The sequence below is a fragment of the Lachnospira rogosae (ex Hitch et al. 2025) genome, from assembly GCF_040096455.1.
GTDB classification, from domain to species: domain Bacteria; phylum Bacillota; class Clostridia; order Lachnospirales; family Lachnospiraceae; genus Lachnospira; species Lachnospira rogosae.
Map to the genome: position 1 here is coordinate 130,138 of NZ_JBBMER010000001.1, position 21,367 is coordinate 151,504.

The window sequence follows — 21,367 nt, forward strand, 5'->3', positions numbered from 1 at the left end:
TGTAAAGTGATAATCTATGTGTATGGAGGTGTCAGTAATGTTCAAACCACTTGTAATAGGAAGCAGAATGGAATTAGTGTCAAAGAAGTCACTAAGAAATAACGAAGAAAGAATAGTATATGCAAGCCAGATATTAGATTTTAATGATGACAGCATTGTGTGTGCTATGCCAATATATGAAGGACGTATTGTGCCACTTGAGGCAGGGAAAAGATTTGATGCATATTTCTATGTAGGAACTAAGATATTCAGAGCTGACTGCACTGCAATTGACAGAGGCAGGGATAACAATATCCATACAGTTACGATACAGCTAGATTCAGAACTTCTTAAGTTCCAGAGAAGAGAATATTTCAGACTCAGTTGTGTTCTTCCGGTGAGTGTGAAAAAGGTTATAACGCTCAATGTAAAAGCAGATGAAGAAGCTGTCACAAATACAAAGTCAGAAGAAAAGACTGCATGCAAAGAACAGGAAGATATAGATAACTGCAAGATTGTTGATATAAGCGGTGGTGGAATAAGACTTCAGTCAAAGAAGAAATATCAGAAGGATGATTATATGATGTTAGATTTTGACTTAGATATTGATGGTTCAATATCACATAAAAGCATTATTGGCAAGGTTGTAGAATCAAGAGCTAATGATAATGATGGAACATTATTTGCTAATAGACTTCAATTTGTCGATATTGACAGACTCGACAGAGAGGAGATTATTAAATATATATTTGGACAGCAAAGAAATATCTTAAAAAAGGAGTTGAGTAGTAATGGCTAAAAAAATATTGGTTATAGATGACTCTGCACTTATGAGAAGGGTAATATCTGATATAATCAACGAAAGCAATGAATACGAAGTTGCGGCTATTGCCAAGGATGGACTTGAGGGATTAGATATGATTGTTTCTAATCCTTACGAATACAGTGCAGTCATTCTTGATATCAATATGCCAAAGCTAAATGGATTGGAACTCCTGCAAAGATTACAGAAGGATCATATTGAACAGACTGTAATTGTAGTAAGTACTGTTGCCAGGGAAGGTGCTAAAGAGACTATTCAGGCTCTTGAATATGGAGCATTTGATTTTGTCACTAAGCCTGAGAATTATCTTGAAACTAAGAGCGTTGAATTCAAGAATAGAATATTCGAGATGCTCAATGTTGCAACTAATTCCAAGGCATCTATAAGACGTACATCAATGTCAAAGACAATAGCTCCGGTAAAGAAAGACTTAAAGAGCGGCAGAACTTTAACATCGGTCACAGCCCGTACAGAAAGAACAAGAAGTACAGGTATTACTCCAGCACCAGTAAGAACAGTTGTACATACACCAGCCAAGAAGGTTGATGGAAGTATGTTTACAAGTGTTAAGACTGGAAAGAAGAAGATTGTCGCACTTGCTTGTTCAACAGGAGGCCCTAAATCATTGCAGCAGGTTATACCTATGCTTCCGGCAAAGCTTGATGCAGGGGTAGTTCTTGTTCAGCATATGCCGGCAGGTTTTACAGCGTCACTTGCAGCAAGACTTAACGAGATGAGTGATATTAATGTTAAGGAAGCCGCAGATGGTGATGTAATAAAGAAAGGCTGGGTATATATAGCACCAGGTGGTAAGCACATACGAATTGAGAAGAAAGGAACTGACTCAGTTATAAAGTTAAGCACAGAACCACCAATAGAAGGCTTAAGACCGTGTGCTAATGTGATGTATGAATCACTTACATCAAGTAATTATGATGAGATTACATGTGTAGTCCTTACGGGTATGGGAGCAGATGGTACCAATGGTATTAAGGCTCTTAACAAGAATCATAAGAACATATATGTTATAGCTCAGGATGAAGAGACCAGTGTAGTATATGGAATGCCAAAGGCAATAGCTGGCACGGGACTGGTCAATGAAGTAGTTCCATTAAACCGTGTAGCTGAAGCAATTACAAAAAACGTGGGGGTGTCTTAAAATGGATGTTAGCCAGTATTTAGAGATTTTTATTGATGAATCAAATGAACATTTACAGTCTCTTAGTGATCAGTTATTAATTCTTGAGAAAGAACCAGAGAATAGTGATACTATTAATGAAATATTCAGAGCAGCACATTCTTTAAAGGGTATGGCTGGTACTATGGGATATAAGAGAATGCAGAATCTTACACACGATATGGAAAATGTATTCTCAGAAGTACGTAATGGTAATATTAAAGTTACATCAGATATGTGTGATGTATTGTTCAAGTGCCTTGATGCACTTGAGAGTTATGTTTCCAATATCCAGAATACACAGGATGAAGGAACCGATGATAATGAACCTATAATAAAAGCACTTAATTCATTCATTGGCGGTAATGAAGTAGAGGAGAAGAAAGAAGCTTCAGCCAGCCAGCCAGCAGAAGAAGCAGCACAGGGAACAACATCTGAGCTTGTTTTTGCAGACTTTGAGATGAATGCAGTTAATGAAGCATTAAAGAAGGGTCTTGGAGTATATGAGATAGTAGTAACAGTTGATGAGAATTGTATACTTAAGGCAGCAAGGGCATTTCTTGTATTTAAGAATCTTGAAGGACATTGCGATGTTATCAAATCAGAGCCATCAACACAGGATATAGAAGATGAGAAGTTTGAGAAAGATTTCACAATAGTTGTTGTATCTCACGAAAGCCTTGATGAAGTAATATCTATTATTAAGAGTGTATCAGAGATTAAGACAGCAGAAGGAAAGGCAATAACAGTTCCATTTCAAGAAGTTAATGATGCACCAGCAGAAGAAGAGAAGAAGGAAGAAGTTAAGAAACAGCCAGCTGTTACAGAGCCAGCCAAGAAGGAAGAAGCTAAGAAGACAGCGGCTGCATCGCCAGCTAAGAAGGCGGCAACAGCTAATAACAAGGCTGTAAGTCATACAGTACGAGTTGATATAGATAAGCTTGATGTCCTTATGAACCTTGTCAGCGAGCTTATTATTGCTAAGAATGGTCTTGTATCAGCAAGTATTTCTTCAGACGAAGCAGCAACAACTAATAATCAGAAGTTTACAGAACAGATTGAATACCTTGAAAGAGTAACAACTAACCTTCACGAATCAGTTATGAAGGTACGAATGATGCCTATTGAAGGTGTAATCAGTAAGTTCCCTCGTATGATCAGAGATCTTAATAAGAAGCTCAATAAGAAAATGGAGCTTTATATCACTGGTGAAGAGACAGAGCTTGATAGAACTGTCCTTGATGAAATTGGTGATCCTATTATGCACCTTTTAAGAAATTCTGCTGACCATGGACTTGAAAGTGCTGAGGTAAGAGCAGAAAGAGGTAAGCCGGAAGTTGGTTCTATTTACCTTAATGCATTCCAGGAAGGTAATAATGTTGTTATCGAAGTATCTGATGATGGTAATGGTATAGATATAGAGAGAGTTAAGGCAAAGGCTGTCGAGAAGGGTACAGTTACTCAGGAACAGGCTGATGCTATGACAGAGAAAGAAGCAATTGACCTCTTATTCAGACCAAGCTTTTCAACATCAGAGAAGATTACAGATGTATCAGGTCGAGGTGTTGGTCTTGATGTTGTTAAGTCTAAGATTGAAGCACTTGGTGGAGATGTAGAAGTTAAGACAAAGTATGGCGAAGGAAGTACATTCAGTATCAGACTTCCACTTACACTTGCTATTATTCAAGCTCTTATGGTTAAGCTTGGAGATGAGAAATATGCTATATCACTTGGTGCTATTGAAACAATTGAAGATGTTCCAGTAACTGATATCAAGTATATACATGCTAAAGAGGTAATCAACTTAAGAGGAAGCGTAATACCTCTTATAAGATTAAGAGATATTCTTGATGTTCCGGGTGAACAGGAAGAGTCAGATACAATTACAGTTGTAATTGTAAGAAAGGGTGACAAGCTCGCAGGTCTTGTTGTTGATAGTCTTATTGGTCAGATGGAAATCGTAATTAAGTCACTTGGCAAGTATATTAATATTAATAGAATGATAAGTGGAGCAACTATTCTTGGTGATGGTTCAGTAGCTTTAATTATCGATGCGAACACATTAGTATAGGAGGTGGCATTAGTTATGGAGAATGTTAATGCAATAGAAGAAAAGAAAGAAGAAGTTTCAACAACTGTACAGTATATAGTAGTTAAGATTGGTAATGAGCAGTATGGTATCAATATCAAATATATTGATAACATTGTAAGAAAGCAGGATATTACAAGAGTACCTAAGACTCAGCATTATTATAAGGGAGTAATCAATTTAAGAGGTGAGATTATCCCGGTAATGAGTGTAAGATTAAAGCTTGGCTTAGAGGATGATGTATACACAGATAAGACAAGATATATAATTGTCAAGGTTGAAGGTGCTACAATTGGTATTATTGTTGACGAGGTTAGAGAAGTTGTTACACTTAATAGTGATGACACAGAAAGTGTTAACCGTTCAGCAGGTGATGAAGTTACTAATAATTATATAAGTGCAATCGGAAAGCATGGCGGAGAGCTTATTTCATTGTTAGACATAGTCAGCCTTATTGTAGAGAATAAATAAAATATAAATGTTAGGAATTGAGGTTTAATATGTCAGACGTAGATTTAGAACAGCTCAATGATATGCAGTTAGATGTATTAAAGGAAATCGGTAACATAGGTGCAGGCAATGCTACAACAGCATTGTCTACAATGCTTAACGTAAAGATGGATATGTCTGTACCTAATGTTGCTTTAATACAGTTCAAGGATATATCAACAATTATAGGAAGTGAAGATCAGACTGTTGTTGGAATTCTTTTGGGATTAGAGGGCGATATCGATGGTATGATGTTATTCATATTTGATACTAAGTCGGCACATCACCTTGTTAACAGCCTTATGTTACAGAATGATGATGTTGTTGATGAGAGTGCAGATTTTACTGATATGGAAATGTCGGCATTGAATGAAATTGGTAATATAGCATCAGGTTCATATCTTACTGCTATATCATCACTTACAAAGCTTAATATTATAGCGACTGTTCCGCAGATGACTATAGATATGATTGGAGCACTTTTAAGTGTTCCGGCATCAGAATTTGGTAAGTATGGTGATAAGTTATTATTAATTCAGACACAGTTTGGCGAATTAGATTTTGTTAAAGGATATTTTCTTCTTATTCCAGAGCTTGAATCATACGATAAGATTCTTCGTTCATTAGGAGTTATTAGCTGATAATATTCTTGGGATGAGAGTAACATTATGAATTTAGATGAGATGATAAAAGTGGGTATGGCAGATTTAAAAGTAGGTAAGTCACCAGATGTTTTAACAACTCTGGGACTTGGCTCTTGTGTAGGAGTTGCTATATATGATCCAGTTACTAAGATTAGTGGACTTCTGCACTGTATGCTGCCAGACAGTACACAGTTTAGAAATAATTCTAATAAAGCAAAATATGCAGACAGTGGAATAGATGAGCTTGTAGCCCAGATGCTAAAGTTAGGAGCAAGCAAAGTAAGGCTTGTTGCCAAGATAGCTGGAGGTGCTCAGATGTTTGCGATGAATACTAACAACGACACATTAAGAGTGGGTGAACGTAATGTGGCGGCTGTTAAGATGAAGTTATCTGAATTAAATATACGTTTATTATCAGAAGATTGCGGATTGAATTATGGACGTACAGTTGAATTTTATTCAGAGACGGGAGAATATGTAATAAAATCAGTTGGTAAGCCAAGAAAGGTTATATAAGCTTATGAAAAGATTTAGAAATGTTTCTGCTATAGTAACATTGCTTGCTGGATTTATTACTGCTGTTGTTATGATAATCAACAGGTATAGTCTTGTTTCATTCCTGTGGATTCTTATAGGGGTAATGGTGTGTTTTTATGCTGTGAGCAGAATTATATGTTTTATAGTAGACAGAAAGATTACCAAAGCAGAAGAACAGGAAGAAGCTGAAAGACTAGAGAAGGAAAAAGAGAGGCTTGAGGCCGAAGAAAAAGAGGCCACGGAAGGCAAAAATGATGAATCTGACGCTATGAATGGTAATCAGAGAGCTAACAGATAATATACATTATTATTAAGTACGGGGGCATTCTTTGTATGGATGAAGCGGGAAGAAACAGGCTATGGGAAAAGTATATTGCAAGTCACGACAGCGAAATCCGTGAACAGCTCATAGTTGAATATGCACAGCTGGTTAAGCTTGTTGCAGGAAGAATGAATATGTATCTTGGCTATAATGTTGAATATGACGACCTTGTAGGATATGGTGTATTTGGTCTGATTGATGCGATAGACAAGTTCGATAGTGGTAAGAATGTCAAGTTTGAGACATATGCCAGTTTAAGGATAAGAGGTGCGATTCTCGATCAGATTCGTAAAATGGATTGGATTCCAAGGTCCTTAAGGCAGAAACAGAAGAAAATAGATGCTGCTATGGCTAAAATTGAGGCAGATAGCGGCAAAGTAGCAACAGATGATGAACTTGCGTTGGAATTAGGGATTTCAATGGATGAATTAAGCGATTGGCAAGGTCAGATGAAGTCTTCTAATCTTATATCATTGGATGAATATACAGAAGCTGGAAGTGAAGTCAAGATGGAGAGCGTGGGTAACTCACATTTTGAAGAACCAGAAGATGTAGTGGAGAAAGAAGAACTTAAGAAGAAGCTTGTACAGGCAATAGACCTTCTTACAGAGAAGGAGAGAAGTGTTATTGTGTTATACTATTATGAGGATATGACTCTTAAAGAGATAAGTATGACGCTTGATGTTTCAGAATCAAGGGTATCGCAGCTTCATACCAAGGCTCTCAGTAAAATGAAGAAAATAATGGGTGATTATATGTTTCCAGCGTAGACAAAAGCTGTAGTGCAGAAATATAGTGGCAAAAAGCAGAAAGTGAGTCATATATGATTAAAGAATGTATGTCAGGGTATTTTCAATTTTCATCAAAGGAAGATGGATTATATATTACAGTATATCCACCTAAGTCTGGTTATGGAGCAGCCAGCATTGATGATGTAATGTTTTATGTTGATAATAAGAATATAAGCTGTGATAGTGTAAAGCTTATGGAAGCTGTTAAGGCAGGTTCGGCGGCAGAGACAACTGTTAAGGTGTCAGAAGAAAGTCAGCTGGAATGTAGTGAATTTGCTGATTACAGAATAAGCAGTGATTGTATGAGGGTGGAAGCTTGTTTCTATCCTCCTTTTGAGAATGGTGGAATGTTAGATAAAGATGAGATTATAAGGGATTTACAGCATATCGGTGTTACTTATGGTGTGGATGAAGAAGTTATAGACTCGTTTTTAAAAGACAGGCATTACGGCAAAGCCTATACAGTGGCTAAAGGAACTGAGCCGGTAAGCGGCAGGGAAGGTTATGTTGAATATAAGTTCAATACAGAATTAAAGCCAAGACCAAAGATGAACGAGGATGGCACAGTAGATTTCCATACATTAGAGAATGTTAATCATGTAACCAAGGGAGATACAGTTGCAGTTCTTCATCCAGAGTATGTTGGTGAAGCTGGAACAGATGTACTTAACAGAAGTGTTAATCCAGATAAGGTAAAGCACGTTGTGTTCAGATTTGGGCGTAATCTTGTAATATCGGAAGATGGCAAAGAATTAATTACACTGGTAAGCGGACACGTAGTACTTGAGTCTGATAAAGTGTTTGTATCTAATGTGCTTGAGCTTGTTGATGTAGATAACTCAACTGGTGATATAGATTACAATGGTGATGTCAGTATTAAAGGAAATGTACTTGCAGGCTTTACTGTTAAGGCATCGGGCAATGTAGTAGTTACAGGTGTGGTTGAAGGTGCAACAGTAATAGCTGGTGGAGATATCACTTTAAACAGAGGAGTTCAGGGAATGAACAAGGCTGTTATAAAGGCAGGCGGTAAAATTGTATCCAAGTTCATAGAAAGCGTACAGCTTGTTGAGGCAGGCGGTAATATTGAAGCAGACTCTATTCTTCATAGCAAGGTAGTAGCTAAAGGTGTTATCAATGCCAATGGAAAGAATGGTCTTATAATAGGTGGCGATGTTAAATCAACAGTTATGATACAGGCAAAGACCATAGGTAATGAAATGGGTACAGCTACAGTTGTAGGAGTTGGTGTTGACCCTACAATGAAGAAGCGGATGGATGAGCTTAAGAAGGGCCTGAGTAAGATGGGGGATGAGAAAATCCAGCTTGCACAGCTTATGACAGCACTTAGAAAGAAACAGGATGCAGAAGGAACACTTAGTCCTGAGAAGCAGGAGATGCTCTCAAAGACTATGCGTAACCTTTTGGTTATGGATCAGCAGCTGGCTAAAGAAAAGAAAGAATACGAAGACATAAGATCCTGCATAGGTGAAGAAAAGAATGCTTGTATAAAGGTAAGCAACAGGGCTTATGTTGGTACTAAGCTTATGTTTGGTGATATATGTATGTTCCTGAAAGAAAAATATGATTATTGCCAGTTCAGAAAAGAAGGAGCTGAAATAAAGAGTCTGCCACTTTAATTATTAAGTGGTTAATTGTGATAAAGAGGTGTTGATATGATAGTAAGACCGATGGAATTTGGTATGATTCAACAGCAGAATACGGTATCACAAGTCAGACATAATGAAGATGTCAGACCTATGGTAGAACAGCAGACGACGGCGGTTCAGTTACAGAAAGATATCCACACAAGAGCTGAACAGGTGAATCATAAAGAAGACCCTAATAACAGACAGAAAAAGTTTGATGCTAAGGATAAAAGTGATAACGAGTATCAGTCTGGACATAAAGAAAGGAAAAATAAGACATCAGAAGACGGTAAAGTGTTTATTAAAGACTTGGAAGATATAGACTTTGACGTCAAAGTATGATTAATGGAGAGATAATGGGAACTGTAGCGATAGTTTTAATAGTTATAGGTATAATATGCGTTATAATAAGCATTATACTTGGAATAACTGATAATAAAGAACAGGCTGATACTGCTTCATATGTATCAGATTATGATTCGGCAAAGCAAGTGTCACAGGTATCAAAGGCTATAGATGACATAATTGAGAAGAAAATGCAGGATATAGAAGAAAAGACTGAGGCAAGTCTTGATAAAATATCCAATACTAAGATTCTTGAAATGAATGAGTATGCAGACAATGTTCTAAAAGAAATCAATCGTAATCATAATGAAGTAATGTTTATGTATGATATGCTTAACGAGAAGGATAAAGAGATTAAGACTACAGTTAAGAGTGTCAATGCAACTAACACACAGGCAAGAGGAATGGGAACAGTAAGGGAAAGACTTATAAAGCTTGATGAAACACAGAAAGCACCACAGAGAATAAGTGTTGATGAATTTCCACTTGATGATAAGTTAGATAAGAATCAGAAGATTATGACCTTATATAATAATGGCTATAACGATATTGATATAGCTAAACGTTTAAAGTTTGGAGTTGGAGAGGTTCGTCTTGTTATCAAGTTATATGTTAATGCAGCAGGCGAATAAAAGTAATTACTGGTTAATGAGGTTAGTGTATAAAGTGATTAATACTGATTGTTATCAGGTGAAATTATGTTAGAATTAAGGAACAGGTGCATTATACAATGAAGTTAAGATATTATTTAAGCGGTCTTGGAAGCGGAATTATTATCGCAGTTCTTATTATGCTTATTGCTGACAAAGTTACAGCGGTTAATAATGTTAATGGTTCAAATGTCCCACAGGAGACGACTGGTTCTGTTATAGCCTATACAACACAATCGGATAAAGATAATGAAACAATACAGGCTGAAAGCACAGAACATTCAGAGAATAAGGGTAACGAAGATACAACATCAGCTGATACAGCAAAGAATTCGGTAGTAAAAGCGACGGATAGTTCTACTACAGATACAACAAGGTATGTATCGGAGGAAGATAAGGTTATAGTTAATATCAATCCTAAGAATATAAAGGTTGCGGCTGATATATCAAAGATACTTAAGAATAAGGGTGTTATAGAAGATGCAGATGCTTTTACACAGTATATGGCAACTTATGGATATTCAAGAATAGTCCAGCAGGGCAACTTTGAATTGATTAAGGGTGATTCATATGAGAATATCGCAAGAATAATAACAAGAAGCGATGTAGATAATAATACTAACACACAGGCTGACTAAGATTATTTGGTCAGCCTGTATTTATCTTTGCTGTTTGTTTTTGTATAAAAAATGCTTGCAATTATTTAATGGTATTGATATAATACATTTCGTGTGAAAAAGCATGCAGGTGGATGGCATAGCGGGTGCCGTTGTACGCAGACGGTGGCTATACGGGATGTGTTGCATAATCCGGGAAGCCTGCAAAAGATAATTTAACCAATGGAGGTATTAAAATGAGCGTAATTTCAATGAAGCAGTTACTTGAAGCAGGTGTTCATTTCGGACATCAGACAAGAAGATGGAATCCTAAGATGGCTGAGTACATCTACACAGAAAGAAATGGTATCCATATCATCGATTTACAGAAGTCAGTAGGAAAGGTTGATGAAGCTTATAAGGCAGTTTCTGATATCGTTGCTGATGGTGGTACAATCCTTTTCGTAGGTACAAAGAAGCAGGCACAGGATGCAATCGCTAATGAAGCTACAAGATGTGGTATGTATTTCGTTAACGAAAGATGGTTAGGTGGTATGCTCACTAACTTCAAGACAATCCAGTCAAGAATTGCAAGACTTAAAGAAATCGAAACAATGCAGGAAGATGGAACATTTGATGTTCTTCCTAAGAAGGAAGTTATTAACTTAAAGAAGGAATTAGAAAAGCTTCAGAAGAACCTTGGTGGTATCAAGGAAATGAAGAGAATTCCAGATGCTATCTTTATCGTAGATCCTAAGAAGGAAAGAATCTGCGTTCAGGAAGCACACGCACTTGGTATCACATTAATCGGTATCGCTGATACTAACTGTGATCCAGATGAATTAGATTATGTTATTCCTGGTAACGATGACGCTATCAGAGCTGTTAACTTAATCGTTTCAAAGATGGCTGACGCTGTTATCGAAGCTAATCAGGGTGAAGAAGCTGTAGCCGCTGATGCAGAAGAAGTAGCTGAGGAAGCTTAATATTTAAGGTTTGACTTAAGTTTATGTATGCTTCAGCCTGTAGTTTCAGGTTGAAGCATTTTTTAAGATTATTTTAAAATATTATAATTTGGAGGAAAGTAAAATGGCAGCAATTACAGCAGCAATGGTTAAAGAACTTAGAGAGTCTACTGGTGCAGGTATGATGGAATGTAAGAAGGCTCTTACAGAGACAGATGGAGATATGGAAGCAGCTGTTGATGTTCTTAGAAAGAGCGGAGCAGCTAAGGTAGAAAAGAAAGCCGGCAGAATCGCAGCAGAAGGTATCACAAGAGTTGCATCAGAAGGCAACACAGCAGTAGTAGTAGAAGTTAACTCAGAGACAGACTTCGTTGCAAAGAACGCTGTATTCCAGGAGTTTGTTCAGAACGTAGCTGATAAGGCTCTTAAGGCTTCAGTTGATAAGGCTGGAGATGGCGAAGATGTATGTGCAATTCTTGATATGAAGTCTGAGCTTGAAGAAAAGACTATCGTAATCGGTGAAAAGCTTTCTTTAAGAAGATTTGAAAAGCTTACAGGTGACTGTGTTGCTTCATATGTTCACGGTGGTGGAAGAATTGGCGTTCTTGTTGCAGCAGAAGGTGCTACAGGAGATGCAGTTAAAGAAGCACTTACTAACATTGCTATGCAGATAGCAGCTATGAACCCACAGTATATCAGTAGAAATGATATGTCAGCGGAAGAACTTACTAAGTTAAGAGAAATCATCGAAGAGAGTGCGTTAAATGACCCAGCTACTCTTCCAAAGCCAATCTTAAATAAGTTAATTGATAAGGCTATTAATGATAAAGTATGGAGCGATGAAGATATTGCAACATATGAAGAACATAAGAGCAATATGCAGTATTTATTCAACTTCCTTTCAAAGGAAGCTGCTTCTCAGTTAGCTGAGCTTGCATTAGCTGACAGAGCTAATATTGCTGCTGATAAGATTTTTAATGGATTAGTAGAAGGCCGTGTGTCTAAGCAGCTTAAGGAAATCTGCCTTATGGATCAGGTATATGTTAAGGCTGAGGATGGAAAGCAGTCAGTATCTAAGTATATTGCAGAAGTAGGCAAGGTAGCTGGTTCACCATTTACTATTAAGAACTTTGTTCGTTTTGAAGTTGGTGAAGGTCTTGAGAAGAAGAATGAAGATTTCGCAGCGGAAGTTGCAGCTCAGCTTCAGTAATTAATAATTATACTTACTAAACCATATCTTGTTAATACAGGATATGGTTTTTTTAATGAATAGTATTTAATAAAAATTAATAATTTCTATTGAAATATAAAAGAGTGATTGATATAATAAATCTAAGTTATATATGAGACGTGTTAATTTTGGATAATAATTGTTGGAAAATTGGATTTATTATATCATATGCACTGCGTTGCTTTTCCACGCATCCGAAGTCTCGAAGAAACTTCTAAGTGACTACGAAGTAGTCATATTATGTCATATTAAAAAGTAAATATGTAATGCTGCGAAGTATATATTAGTGTGTTATATATTTAGAATATAATATAACAGCATATGACAATTAATATATGTGGGGTATAATATTATGTGTATTTTATGCACGCCTTGTATGAAACAAAAAGTTACATAAAAAGGAGAAAAATATGAATGTAAAAGATTCGATTAGAAAAAGGTTGAACAAGAGCTTTGCTATGATTTCTCTTGTATGCAGTATTGGTCTTGTTATATGTGGTATTTCATTATTTGTAATAAGCAGCCAGTATCATAATGCACTTACTAATTATGGATTTGCCCAGGGAGATATTGGTAAGGCTATGGTAACATTCTCTGAGGCAAGAAGTTCGTTAAGAGCTGTAATTGGTTATACAGATATGAATGAGATTGCTGATGAACAGAAGAATTATGAGACTAAGAAGTCAGCATTTGAAGGTTATATGGCAGATGTTGAGAAGACAATAGTAACTAAGGCCGGTAAAGATGCTTATGCACAGGTTGAATCAGCACTTAATGGTTACTGGACCAAGGCTGACAGCATTTTAAAGCAGGGTGCTACAACAGATAATGGAGCTTCTGGTGCAGCTCAGAAGAAAGAGATTGAAGAGCTTTCACCTATGTACGATAATGTATATGCTGCATTAAAGAATATAATGGATATCAATGTTACTAAGGGTGATGAAGTACAGAATACATTGAATGTTCTTATGTATATATTAATTGTTTTAGTTGTTGCAATTATTGCATTTAGTGTATATATGTCAACACACCTTGGAAGAAGAATTGCTGATAATATTGAGAAGCCAGTAGAAGCATTGGCTGAAAGACTTAAGAAGTTCGCAGCAGGTGATCTTGACAGCGAATTCCCAGAAAGTGAGATTGATGATGAGATAGCTTATATGAATAATGTAGCTAAGGAGATGGCTGCTGACCTTAATCTTATCATCAGCGACTTAAGCAGACTTATGGATGAGATGGCAGCCGGTAACTTTAAGATTAAGACAGATATCGAAGATAAATATGTTGGTAAATTTGTTAATCTTAAAGATGCAATTCGTAATATGAATAGAAAGATGGATGCTACACTTAAGAGTGTTGATGAATCATCACAGCAGGTAACAGTAGGTTCAGAGAACCTTGCACAGTCTGCACAGGAATTAGCAGAAGGCGCTACAGAACAGGCTGGAGCTGTTGAAGAGATTCAAGCTACAATAGCAACTCTTACTGAGCAGATTGCAGATACAGCAGATAATTTACAAAAGACAAGTGACAAGGCTGTAGACCATGCGAAGAATGCTGATGCCAGCAAGGTAGAGATGCACTCACTTATGGAAGCTATGCAGCGTATTAGTGATACATCTAAGAAGATTGAGAATATCATTTCTGATATTGAAAGTATTGCAAGCCAGACTAATCTTCTTTCTCTTAATGCAGCTATTGAGGCAGCAAGAGCAGGTGAGGCTGGTAAGGGCTTTGCAGTTGTTGCTGAGCAGATTAGAATGCTTGCTGACCAGAGTGCCCAGTCAGCCGTTGATACAAGAACTCTTATTGAAGGCGCTTTAAATGAAATAGAAGAAGGTAATACAGTAGCTATGAAGGTTGCTGAATCAATGGATTCAGTTGTTCAGGGAATCAATGATATTGCTGATGTATCTAAGCAGCTTAGCGAGAACTCTAATGTTCAGATTGCAGCTATGAGAGAGGCTGAAAAGGGAATCGACCAGATTTCAGAAGTTGTACAGTCTAACTCAGCAGCATCAGAAGAGTGTTCTGCTACAAGTGAAGAGCTTTCTGCACAGGCAGAAGCTATGAATGAATTAATTTCACAGTTCACACTTAGAGATTAATTAATATTGAAGAATATAATGTATTGTGTTATAATTAATCGGATAATGATTGTTATAATGCAATACATTTTTTTGGCTGGTTTGCATTATAAGACAGGCTTGAATTATGGTTATAATCAGTGCTGGTTATAATGGACAATATTTTATATATATCAGACTAATGGAGGATTAAGATGGGCTTATTTGGCAGTAAATCTGATGATAATTCTAAAGATGTATTCAGCAGACTTGGAAAAGAAGTTAAAGAAGATATGATGGTCAATACATTAGAAGATAATGATCTGGCTAAGTTAGCAGCTGGAATGAAAAGTGAGCTTACAGGCTCAGAGAGCAGAGAGTCTATTACAGATAAGCTTGAGGCAGAGCTTAATAATGAGAGCGAAGCTATAGAGACGTTCAGTGACAGTGTTGCACAAGATGAACCAAGATCGGAGTTAGAGCAGATGGCAGAGGAGACAGCGGTTATAACAGCAGGTCTTGTTGTCAGCGGTGATTTGGACTCAGTAGGTTCTATAGATGTATTTGGAACTGTTGAAGGTAATGTTGCCTGCTGTGGAAAGCTTACAGTAAGCGGTACAATAGAAGGAGCGATTATGGCTAATGAAGTGTTTGCTAATAATGCAAAGATTTCAGGAGATATACAGTCTAAGGGTTCAGCTAAGATAGGGCAGGGTACAGTTGTTATAGGTAATATAACAGCAACATCTGCCGTTATAGCTGGTGCTGTTAAAGGTAATGTGGACATTAATGGCCCGGTTGTCATAGACTCATCCGCTGTAATAGTTGGTGATATTAAGTCTAAGTCAGTTCAGATTAATAATGGAGCTACAATAGATGGAAGATGTTCGCAGTGCTATGCCGATGTTGATACATCTTCAATATTTGATATAAAGGCAGTTGGAAAGCATAACAAAGACGAGATTAAGAGTAGTGTCAATAAAGAGACAGCAGGGTTAGACAGCAAGTCAGCAGATAGCAAGTCAGTTAACGACAGAGCAGTCGATGGCAAAGAAGCAGATAGTAAGTCAGCTAACGACAGAGCGGTCGATGGCAAAGCAGCAGATAATATGTCAGCTGATAACAGTACAGCCGGCAGCAGGCCAGCGAATTAACAGATATTATAGATAATAAAGAAATAACAGTTAATAATCGGTAAAGATAATAGTTAGTACTCTGATAAAATACAATATATATAAAGAATGGAGAAATAATATGAACGACATTAAAAGAGTAATTCTTAAGTTAAGTGGAGAAGCTTTATCAGGTGATAAGAAGTCAGGCTATGATGATGAATTAATTATGGATATAGCAGGACAGGTAAAGCAGATTATAGACAAAGGCATTAATGTAGGTGTTGTAATTGGTGGTGGTAACTACTGGAGAGGACGTTCTAATGATAATATCGACAGAACAAAGGCTGACCAGATTGGTATGCTTGCAACCATTATGAACTGCATATATGTATCAGAAATATTCAGATCACAGGGACTTAAGACTAATATACTTACACCATTTGAGTGTGGAAGTATGACAAAGCTTTTCTCTAAGGATAGAGCTAATAAGTATTTTGAAAAGGGGATGGTTGTATTCTTTGCAGGTGGAACAGGACATCCATATTTCTCAACAGATACAGGTATAGTGCTTAGAGCCATTGAATTAGATGCAGATGCTATACTTTTAGCTAAGGCAATTGATGGCGTATATGACAGCGACCCTAAGATCAATCCAAAAGCTAAGAAGTATGATAAAATATCCATTACAGATGTTGTTGATAAGCATCTTGGCGTAATTGATATGACGGCTTCTGTTATGTGTATGGAGAATAAGATGCCGCTTATGGTATTTGGACTTAATGAGAAAGACAGCATTGTTAATGCACTTTCAGGTAAATTTAATGGAACAATTGTAACTGTTGATTAATTTGCCGATTTATTGTAATATTCAGTTATATAATAAAAGATATTAAGAAAGAGAGAAATATAATGAGTGACATTAAAGAATACGAAGATAAAATGAAGAAATCAGTAGACTCATTAAAAGAGGACTACACAACAATAAGAGCAGGAAGAGCTAACCCACATATATTAGATAAAATTAAGGTTGATTATTATGGAACACCTACTTCACTTCAGCAGGTGGCTAATATCTCTGTTCCAGAAGCAAGAATGATTCAGATTCAGCCTTGGGAAGCAAGCCTTATTAAAGATATTGAAAAGGCTATTCTTGTATCAGACCTTGGACTTACACCTAATAATGATGGTAAGGTAATAAGACTTATATTCCCTGAACTTACAGAGGAAAGACGTAAAGAACTTGCTAAGGACGTAAAGAAGAAGGGTGACAATGCTAAGGTTGCCATAAGAAATGTAAGAAGAGATGCTAATGATACTGTTAAGAAAGAGAACAAGGCAGGAGAGCTTTCAGATGATGAAGCTAAGAATCTTGAAGATGATGTTCAGAAGCTTACAGATAAATATATAGCTTTAATAGATAAGGCAATAGAAGAAAAGACTTCTGAGATACTTACAGTATAATGAATAATATATGGGGAGGCTGTTGGTTTATAGCAACAGCCTCCTAATAAGTTATATGGATAATATTATATATACATTAATATAATGATGCTATCTGGCATATAAAAATATAATAATATATGAAATGATAAATGTATCTAAATATGAAGTTATAAGGATACCGATATATGAAACTATAAAATATTGACTGTGGGGTAATGTATGGATAAATATAATGAGGAATTAGGGCTTAAGATACCTGCTCATGTTGCTGTCATACTTGATGGTAATGGACGCTGGGCTAAAAAGAAGCATATGCCAAGAACATATGGACATATGCAGGGAAGTAAAGTTGTAGAAGATATGTTGTATGTTGCAGATGACCTTGGCATACAATATTTTACAGTATATGCTTTTTCAACAGAGAACTGGAAGCGTTCAGAAGAAGAAGTAGGCACTCTTATGAGCATTTTAAGAAAGTATCTTAAAGATTGTGTCAAGAAGTCTATGAAGAACAATGTAAGGTGCCGTGTTATAGGACGCAGGGAAGAATTAAGTGATGATATAGTTGAGAGTATTAATAATCTTGAAGAAAAGACTAAGAATAATACAGGACTCAATTTCACAATAGCAATCAATTATGGTGGCAGAGATGAGATTGTAAGAGCCGTCCAGAAGATTGCACAGGATGTTAAAGAGGGAAAGATTGCACCAGAGGCTATAGATGAGGCTATGATAAATGCTAATCTTGACACAAAGGATATTCCTGACCCGGATCTTTTGATAAGAACTAGTGGCGAGCAAAGACTTTCTAATTATCTTCCATGGCAGCTTGCATATACAGAATTCTACTTTACAGATGTATTCTGGCCGGATTTTAATAGGGAAGAACTTATTAAGGCTTGTGAGAAATATAATAAAAGAGACAGAAGATATGGCGGAGTTAAGGAGGAATAGAATTTGTTAAAGAGGATAATAAGCGGAATATGCCTTGTGGCAATTGCCGTTCCATCATTGTATTTTGGTGGCTGGCTGTTATATGCGGTATGTCTTATGGTAGCACTTATAGGTAATTTTGAATTGTTAAGGGTCACCAATCTTCAAAAGACACCATTGGGAATATGTGCATATGCGGCAACAATAGCATATTTTATAAGCCTTAACATAGCAGAGCATAGATATACTACGCTAATTCTTGTATTAACATTTCTTGTTATGATGAGCGTGTATGTATTCACGTTTCCAAAGTATAAGGCGGAAAATGTTATGTGGGCATTCTTTGGAATCATATATGTAACCGTGATGATAGCTTATATATATGAAACAAGAATGTCAGATAATGGAATATTTATTGTGTGGCTTATATTTATTGCTTCGTGGGGAAATGATACATTTGCTTATTTCACAGGAGTGTGCATAGGAAAGCACAAAATGGCACCTGTGTTATCACCTAAGAAGTCGGTTGAAGGTGCAATAGGCGGAGTGATTGGTGCAACAATACTCGGTGCGGTATACGGAGCTTTAGTAAGTTCTAAAATGGCAGGTGTTATTGATAATTCGTCTGTGGCATTTGCAGTAGCAAGCCTTGCAGGGGCGTTATTGTCAATAGTTGGTGACTTGGCGGCATCTGCAATTAAGAGAAATTATAATGTTAAAGATTATGGTACATTAATTCCGGGACATGGTGGAATTATGGATAGATTTGACAGCGTAATATTCACAGCACCGGTTGTATACTGGGCGATAATACTGCTTAACAGTATAGGACTTTAAAGTTACTATAGTATAGATTAGGAAAGGGTGTAGATAATGAGAGGAATATCAGTTCTAGGTTCGACTGGTTCAATAGGAACTCAGACTTTAGATGTTATTAGAAGAAATAAAGATATAAAGGTTGTTGCACTTGCAGCAGGAACAAGAGTAAAAGAATTAGCAGAACAGGTAAGGGAATTCAGACCATCTTTGGTATGTATTGGAACTGAAAAGCTTGCGGGCGAGTTAAAGCTTCTGCTTTCAGATATTGATGTAAAGATAGTGTATGGTGATGAGGGACTTATAGAAGCGGCAACACATAAAGAAGCTGATATTGTTCTTACGGCCGTTGTTGGAATGATGGGCATTGTTCCAACGATTAAAGCAATTGAAGCACATAAGGATATTGCACTTGCCAATAAGGAGACACTTGTAACAGCAGGACATATTATAATGAAGCTTGCTAAGGACAATAATGTTAATATATATCCTGTAGACAGCGAACATTCAGCGATATTTCAGTCACTTAACGGCGAATATCCTAAGGAGGTTGAAAGAATACTTCTTACAGCATCAGGCGGTCCATTCAGAGGAAAGAAAAGAGCTGACCTTGTAAATGTGACAGTTGAGGATGCACTTAACCACCCTAACTGGGCTATGGGAAGAAAGATAACAATAGACTCATCAACTATGGTTAATAAAGGCCTTGAGGTAATGGAAGCACAGTGGTTATTCAATGTTCCATCATCTAAGGTCACTGTGGTTGTACAGCCACAGAGCATAATACATTCTATGGTTGAATTCATTGACGGAGGAATAATGGCACAGCTTGGAAGTCCTGATATGCGCCTTCCTATACAGTATGCCCTCTATTATCCTCATAGAAGAGAGCTTAATACTAAGAGAGTGGATTTCTTTGAACTTGGCAATATTACATTTGAAAAGCCTGATATGGATACATTTAAAGGACTTAAGCTTGCTTATACAGCTTCTGATAAGGGCGGTAACATTCCAACAGCATTTAATGCGGCAAATGAGCTTGCAGTTGCAAAGTTCCTTGACAGAAAGATAAAGTATCTTGATATACCTGATATTATAGAGTATGCAATGAATGAAGTACGTTATATTGATAATCCGTCTGTAGACGAAATATTAGAAACAGAACAGACAGTCTATGAAATGATAGAAAACCGTTTGAAGAATGGAGGAGCAGAGTGGTTATAAATATAATATTAGCGATACTTGTATTAAGCATAATCATAATTATACACGAGTTTGGACATTTTATTGTAGCTAAGGCAAATGGAATTACAGTTGTGGAATTCTCACTTGGATTTGGACCTAAGCTTATACATTTTAAGAAAGGTGAAACAGAATATAGTCTTAAGCTGCTTCCTTTTGGTGGAGCCTGTATAATGCTTGGTGAGGATTTCTTAGAGGCAGATGATGATGAGCAGGAAGATGCAACAGAAGGCAATAATACTGGCAAATCTGGAAGCGAGTTGGATAATGACTTTTGCAATGGTAAAACAGCAGAAGATAATGGCTTTGGAAATGCTTCAAGGTATTCATCTGATAATACATCGGCTGGAAGCTATATGTCTGAGAAGAAAAAGCAGGAAGCACTGGAAGCTGGCTATGATATGTCCAAATCATTTGCTAATAAATCAGTGTGGGCAAGGATTGCAGTTATAGCAGCTGGACCAATATTTAACTTTATACTGGCATTTGTCTGCTCGGTTGTAATTATTGGAAGTATAGGCTATGACCCTTGTATGGTTGATGTTGTATATGATAATTCACCAGCGGTAAGTGCAGGGCTTCAGGAAGGTGACAAGATTATAAAGGTTAATAACCAGAAGATAACATTTTACAGGGATTATTCTTTCTATAGGGTGTACCACGCTGATGATACTATGAATATAACATATGAAAGAGATGGACAGAAATATACAACAACTCTTACTCCGGAATATGTTAAACAGCAGAAGTACCAGATGGGTGTTACTTTAGAGCAGAATGGGACAATAGCAGGCGTATCTGACGGAACACCAGCACAGAAGGCTGGGATTAAGAAGGGTGATATAATAACAGCGGTTAATGGCGTTGCAGTTGACGGAAGTACCAAGATTATTGAGCTTGTAGGACAGTGTAATGGCGAGAGTGTTGATATTACAATAAACAGAGATGGTAATACAATGCAGTTAAATGTGACACCGGATTCTGTAGAGAATGAATATTACTATACAGGCTTTGCAAGCTATGGGGCAAGACAGAAGGTTTCGCCTATATCAGTAATCGGCTATGCATTTAAGGAAGTTGGATATAGTGTTAATACTGTAGTTAAGAGCCTTGGAATGATGTTTACAGGACAGGTGGGGATTAATGACCTTTCTGGACCTGTCGGAACAGTAAGTGCTATGAGTAATATTGTAGAAGAAAGCAAGGCAGATGGAACATTTTATGTAATCCTTAATCTTTTAAATCTTGCAGGACTTATAAGTGCCAACCTTGGCGTTATGAACCTTCTTCCAATACCGGCACTTGATGGCGGAAGACTTGTATTTCTTATACTTGAAGTATTAAGAGGCAAGCCAGTCAAGAAAGAACACGAGGGTATGGTGCATTTTGTTGGTATGATATTCTTATTTGTTCTTATGATATATGTTATGTTTAAAGATATAAGAGGACTTTTTTAATTAAGAAA

Annotated in this window: 22 protein-coding genes; all 22 read left to right on the top strand. The window is 36.9% G+C overall.

Annotation, left to right across the window (positions count from 1 at the left end):
• Nucleotides 1-37 precede the first annotated feature (37 nt).
• The 22 genes from WMO14_RS00555 (at nucleotide 38) to rseP (ending at nucleotide 21,359) form a co-directional block, all read left to right on the top strand.
• On the top strand, nucleotides 38-778 hold the full coding sequence (locus WMO14_RS00555) for a flagellar brake protein (protein ID WP_022502688.1): 741 nt from the start codon (nucleotides 38-40) through the stop codon (nucleotides 776-778).
• Entirely contained in the window at nucleotides 771-1,961 is a 1,191-nt protein-coding gene (gene cheB, locus WMO14_RS00560) for a chemotaxis-specific protein-glutamate methyltransferase CheB (RefSeq protein ID WP_349153093.1), read from the top strand. The genes WMO14_RS00555 and cheB overlap by 8 nt, the downstream gene beginning before the upstream one ends.
• A gap of 1 nt (nucleotide 1,962) precedes the next feature.
• A complete protein-coding gene (locus WMO14_RS00565; protein WP_055174414.1) occupies nucleotides 1,963-4,050 on the top strand; it encodes a chemotaxis protein CheA in 2,088 nt (695 codons plus the stop codon).
• A gap of 15 nt (nucleotides 4,051-4,065) precedes the next feature.
• Nucleotides 4,066-4,539, top strand: a complete 474-nt coding sequence (locus WMO14_RS00570; protein WP_022502685.1) for a chemotaxis protein CheW — start codon at nucleotides 4,066-4,068, stop codon at nucleotides 4,537-4,539.
• A gap of 29 nt (nucleotides 4,540-4,568) precedes the next feature.
• Complete coding sequence (locus WMO14_RS00575; RefSeq protein WP_022502684.1) at nucleotides 4,569-5,198, top strand: chemotaxis protein CheC; 630 nt, start codon at nucleotides 4,569-4,571, stop codon at nucleotides 5,196-5,198.
• 27 nt (nucleotides 5,199-5,225) lie between these two features.
• Nucleotides 5,226-5,717, top strand: coding sequence for a chemotaxis protein CheD (locus WMO14_RS00580; protein ID WP_022502683.1), 492 nt, complete (start codon nucleotides 5,226-5,228; stop codon nucleotides 5,715-5,717).
• A 4-nt stretch (nucleotides 5,718-5,721) separates the two neighbouring features.
• Entirely contained in the window at nucleotides 5,722-6,036 is a 315-nt protein-coding gene (locus tag WMO14_RS00585; RefSeq protein WP_022502682.1) for a hypothetical protein, read from the top strand.
• Nucleotides 6,037-6,071: 35 nt separating this feature from the next.
• Nucleotides 6,072-6,830, top strand: coding sequence for a FliA/WhiG family RNA polymerase sigma factor (locus tag WMO14_RS00590; RefSeq protein ID WP_022502681.1), 759 nt, complete (start codon nucleotides 6,072-6,074; stop codon nucleotides 6,828-6,830).
• Between the two features lie 53 nt (nucleotides 6,831-6,883).
• Complete coding sequence (locus tag WMO14_RS00595; RefSeq protein WP_022502680.1) at nucleotides 6,884-8,491, top strand: flagellar assembly protein A; 1,608 nt, start codon at nucleotides 6,884-6,886, stop codon at nucleotides 8,489-8,491.
• A 36-nt stretch (nucleotides 8,492-8,527) separates the two neighbouring features.
• Nucleotides 8,528-8,842 (top strand): hypothetical protein, encoded by a 315-nt coding sequence (locus WMO14_RS00600; protein WP_349153094.1) that lies wholly within the window; start codon nucleotides 8,528-8,530, stop codon nucleotides 8,840-8,842.
• A gap of 14 nt (nucleotides 8,843-8,856) precedes the next feature.
• A complete protein-coding gene (locus tag WMO14_RS00605; RefSeq protein ID WP_055174421.1) occupies nucleotides 8,857-9,477 on the top strand; it encodes a DUF6115 domain-containing protein in 621 nt (206 codons plus the stop codon).
• Nucleotides 9,478-9,575: 98 nt separating this feature from the next.
• Complete coding sequence (locus tag WMO14_RS00610; protein ID WP_349153095.1) at nucleotides 9,576-10,133, top strand: hypothetical protein; 558 nt, start codon at nucleotides 9,576-9,578, stop codon at nucleotides 10,131-10,133.
• Between the two features lie 215 nt (nucleotides 10,134-10,348).
• Nucleotides 10,349-11,077 (top strand): 30S ribosomal protein S2, encoded by a 729-nt coding sequence (gene rpsB / locus WMO14_RS00615; RefSeq protein ID WP_055174425.1) that lies wholly within the window; start codon nucleotides 10,349-10,351, stop codon nucleotides 11,075-11,077.
• A 103-nt stretch (nucleotides 11,078-11,180) separates the two neighbouring features.
• Nucleotides 11,181-12,266 carry a translation elongation factor Ts gene (gene tsf / locus WMO14_RS00620; RefSeq protein ID WP_349153096.1) on the top strand — a complete coding sequence of 362 codons (1,086 nt, stop codon included), beginning with the start codon at nucleotides 11,181-11,183 and terminating at the stop codon, nucleotides 12,264-12,266.
• 431 nt (nucleotides 12,267-12,697) lie between these two features.
• The gene (locus WMO14_RS00625; RefSeq protein ID WP_349153097.1) at nucleotides 12,698-14,395 is read left to right on the top strand and encodes a methyl-accepting chemotaxis protein; all 1,698 of its coding nucleotides are present in this window, start codon (nucleotides 12,698-12,700) and stop codon (nucleotides 14,393-14,395) included.
• 173 nt (nucleotides 14,396-14,568) lie between these two features.
• Nucleotides 14,569-15,507, top strand: coding sequence for a polymer-forming cytoskeletal protein (locus tag WMO14_RS00630; RefSeq protein ID WP_022502673.1), 939 nt, complete (start codon nucleotides 14,569-14,571; stop codon nucleotides 15,505-15,507).
• A gap of 100 nt (nucleotides 15,508-15,607) precedes the next feature.
• Nucleotides 15,608-16,315 (top strand): UMP kinase, encoded by a 708-nt coding sequence (gene pyrH / locus WMO14_RS00635; RefSeq protein WP_022502672.1) that lies wholly within the window; start codon nucleotides 15,608-15,610, stop codon nucleotides 16,313-16,315.
• A 62-nt stretch (nucleotides 16,316-16,377) separates the two neighbouring features.
• Complete coding sequence (frr, locus tag WMO14_RS00640; RefSeq protein ID WP_022502671.1) at nucleotides 16,378-16,929, top strand: ribosome recycling factor; 552 nt, start codon at nucleotides 16,378-16,380, stop codon at nucleotides 16,927-16,929.
• 201 nt (nucleotides 16,930-17,130) lie between these two features.
• Nucleotides 17,131-17,865 (top strand): undecaprenyl pyrophosphate synthase, encoded by a 735-nt coding sequence (gene uppS, locus WMO14_RS00645; protein ID WP_022502670.1) that lies wholly within the window; start codon nucleotides 17,131-17,133, stop codon nucleotides 17,863-17,865.
• Nucleotides 17,866-17,868: 3 nt separating this feature from the next.
• Nucleotides 17,869-18,681 carry a phosphatidate cytidylyltransferase gene (locus tag WMO14_RS00650; protein ID WP_055174429.1) on the top strand — a complete coding sequence of 271 codons (813 nt, stop codon included), beginning with the start codon at nucleotides 17,869-17,871 and terminating at the stop codon, nucleotides 18,679-18,681.
• A 36-nt stretch (nucleotides 18,682-18,717) separates the two neighbouring features.
• Nucleotides 18,718-19,884 (top strand): 1-deoxy-D-xylulose-5-phosphate reductoisomerase, encoded by a 1,167-nt coding sequence (locus tag WMO14_RS00655; RefSeq protein ID WP_055174431.1) that lies wholly within the window; start codon nucleotides 18,718-18,720, stop codon nucleotides 19,882-19,884.
• Nucleotides 19,875-21,359: an RIP metalloprotease RseP gene (rseP, locus tag WMO14_RS00660; protein WP_439655284.1), complete on the top strand. Its 1,485-nt coding sequence runs from the start codon at nucleotides 19,875-19,877 to the stop codon at nucleotides 21,357-21,359. The genes WMO14_RS00655 and rseP overlap by 10 nt, the downstream gene beginning before the upstream one ends.
• Nucleotides 21,360-21,367: the final 8 nt, after the last annotated feature.

Excerpts from the sequence above, each read along its gene's own strand:
- WMO14_RS00555 (WP_022502688.1), top strand. The coding sequence starts at position 38 with ATGTTCAAACCACTTGTAATAGGAAGCAGAATGGAATTAGTGTCAAAG.
- cheB (WP_349153093.1), top strand. The coding sequence starts at position 771 with ATGGCTAAAAAAATATTGGTTATAGATGACTCTGCACTTATGAGAAGG.
- WMO14_RS00565 (WP_055174414.1), top strand. The coding sequence starts at position 1,963 with ATGGATGTTAGCCAGTATTTAGAGATTTTTATTGATGAATCAAATGAA.
- WMO14_RS00570 (WP_022502685.1), top strand. The coding sequence starts at position 4,066 with ATGGAGAATGTTAATGCAATAGAAGAAAAGAAAGAAGAAGTTTCAACA.
- WMO14_RS00575 (WP_022502684.1), top strand. The coding sequence starts at position 4,569 with ATGTCAGACGTAGATTTAGAACAGCTCAATGATATGCAGTTAGATGTA.
- WMO14_RS00580 (WP_022502683.1), top strand. The coding sequence starts at position 5,226 with ATGAATTTAGATGAGATGATAAAAGTGGGTATGGCAGATTTAAAAGTA.
- WMO14_RS00585 (WP_022502682.1), top strand. The coding sequence starts at position 5,722 with ATGAAAAGATTTAGAAATGTTTCTGCTATAGTAACATTGCTTGCTGGA.
- WMO14_RS00590 (WP_022502681.1), top strand. The coding sequence starts at position 6,072 with ATGGATGAAGCGGGAAGAAACAGGCTATGGGAAAAGTATATTGCAAGT.
- WMO14_RS00595 (WP_022502680.1), top strand. The coding sequence starts at position 6,884 with ATGATTAAAGAATGTATGTCAGGGTATTTTCAATTTTCATCAAAGGAA.
- WMO14_RS00600 (WP_349153094.1), top strand. The coding sequence starts at position 8,528 with ATGATAGTAAGACCGATGGAATTTGGTATGATTCAACAGCAGAATACG.
- WMO14_RS00605 (WP_055174421.1), top strand. The coding sequence starts at position 8,857 with ATGGGAACTGTAGCGATAGTTTTAATAGTTATAGGTATAATATGCGTT.
- WMO14_RS00610 (WP_349153095.1), top strand. The coding sequence starts at position 9,576 with ATGAAGTTAAGATATTATTTAAGCGGTCTTGGAAGCGGAATTATTATC.
- rpsB (WP_055174425.1), top strand. The coding sequence starts at position 10,349 with ATGAGCGTAATTTCAATGAAGCAGTTACTTGAAGCAGGTGTTCATTTC.
- tsf (WP_349153096.1), top strand. The coding sequence starts at position 11,181 with ATGGCAGCAATTACAGCAGCAATGGTTAAAGAACTTAGAGAGTCTACT.
- WMO14_RS00625 (WP_349153097.1), top strand. The coding sequence starts at position 12,698 with ATGAATGTAAAAGATTCGATTAGAAAAAGGTTGAACAAGAGCTTTGCT.
- WMO14_RS00630 (WP_022502673.1), top strand. The coding sequence starts at position 14,569 with ATGGGCTTATTTGGCAGTAAATCTGATGATAATTCTAAAGATGTATTC.
- pyrH (WP_022502672.1), top strand. The coding sequence starts at position 15,608 with ATGAACGACATTAAAAGAGTAATTCTTAAGTTAAGTGGAGAAGCTTTA.
- frr (WP_022502671.1), top strand. The coding sequence starts at position 16,378 with ATGAGTGACATTAAAGAATACGAAGATAAAATGAAGAAATCAGTAGAC.
- uppS (WP_022502670.1), top strand. The coding sequence starts at position 17,131 with ATGGATAAATATAATGAGGAATTAGGGCTTAAGATACCTGCTCATGTT.
- WMO14_RS00655 (WP_055174431.1), top strand. The coding sequence starts at position 18,718 with ATGAGAGGAATATCAGTTCTAGGTTCGACTGGTTCAATAGGAACTCAG.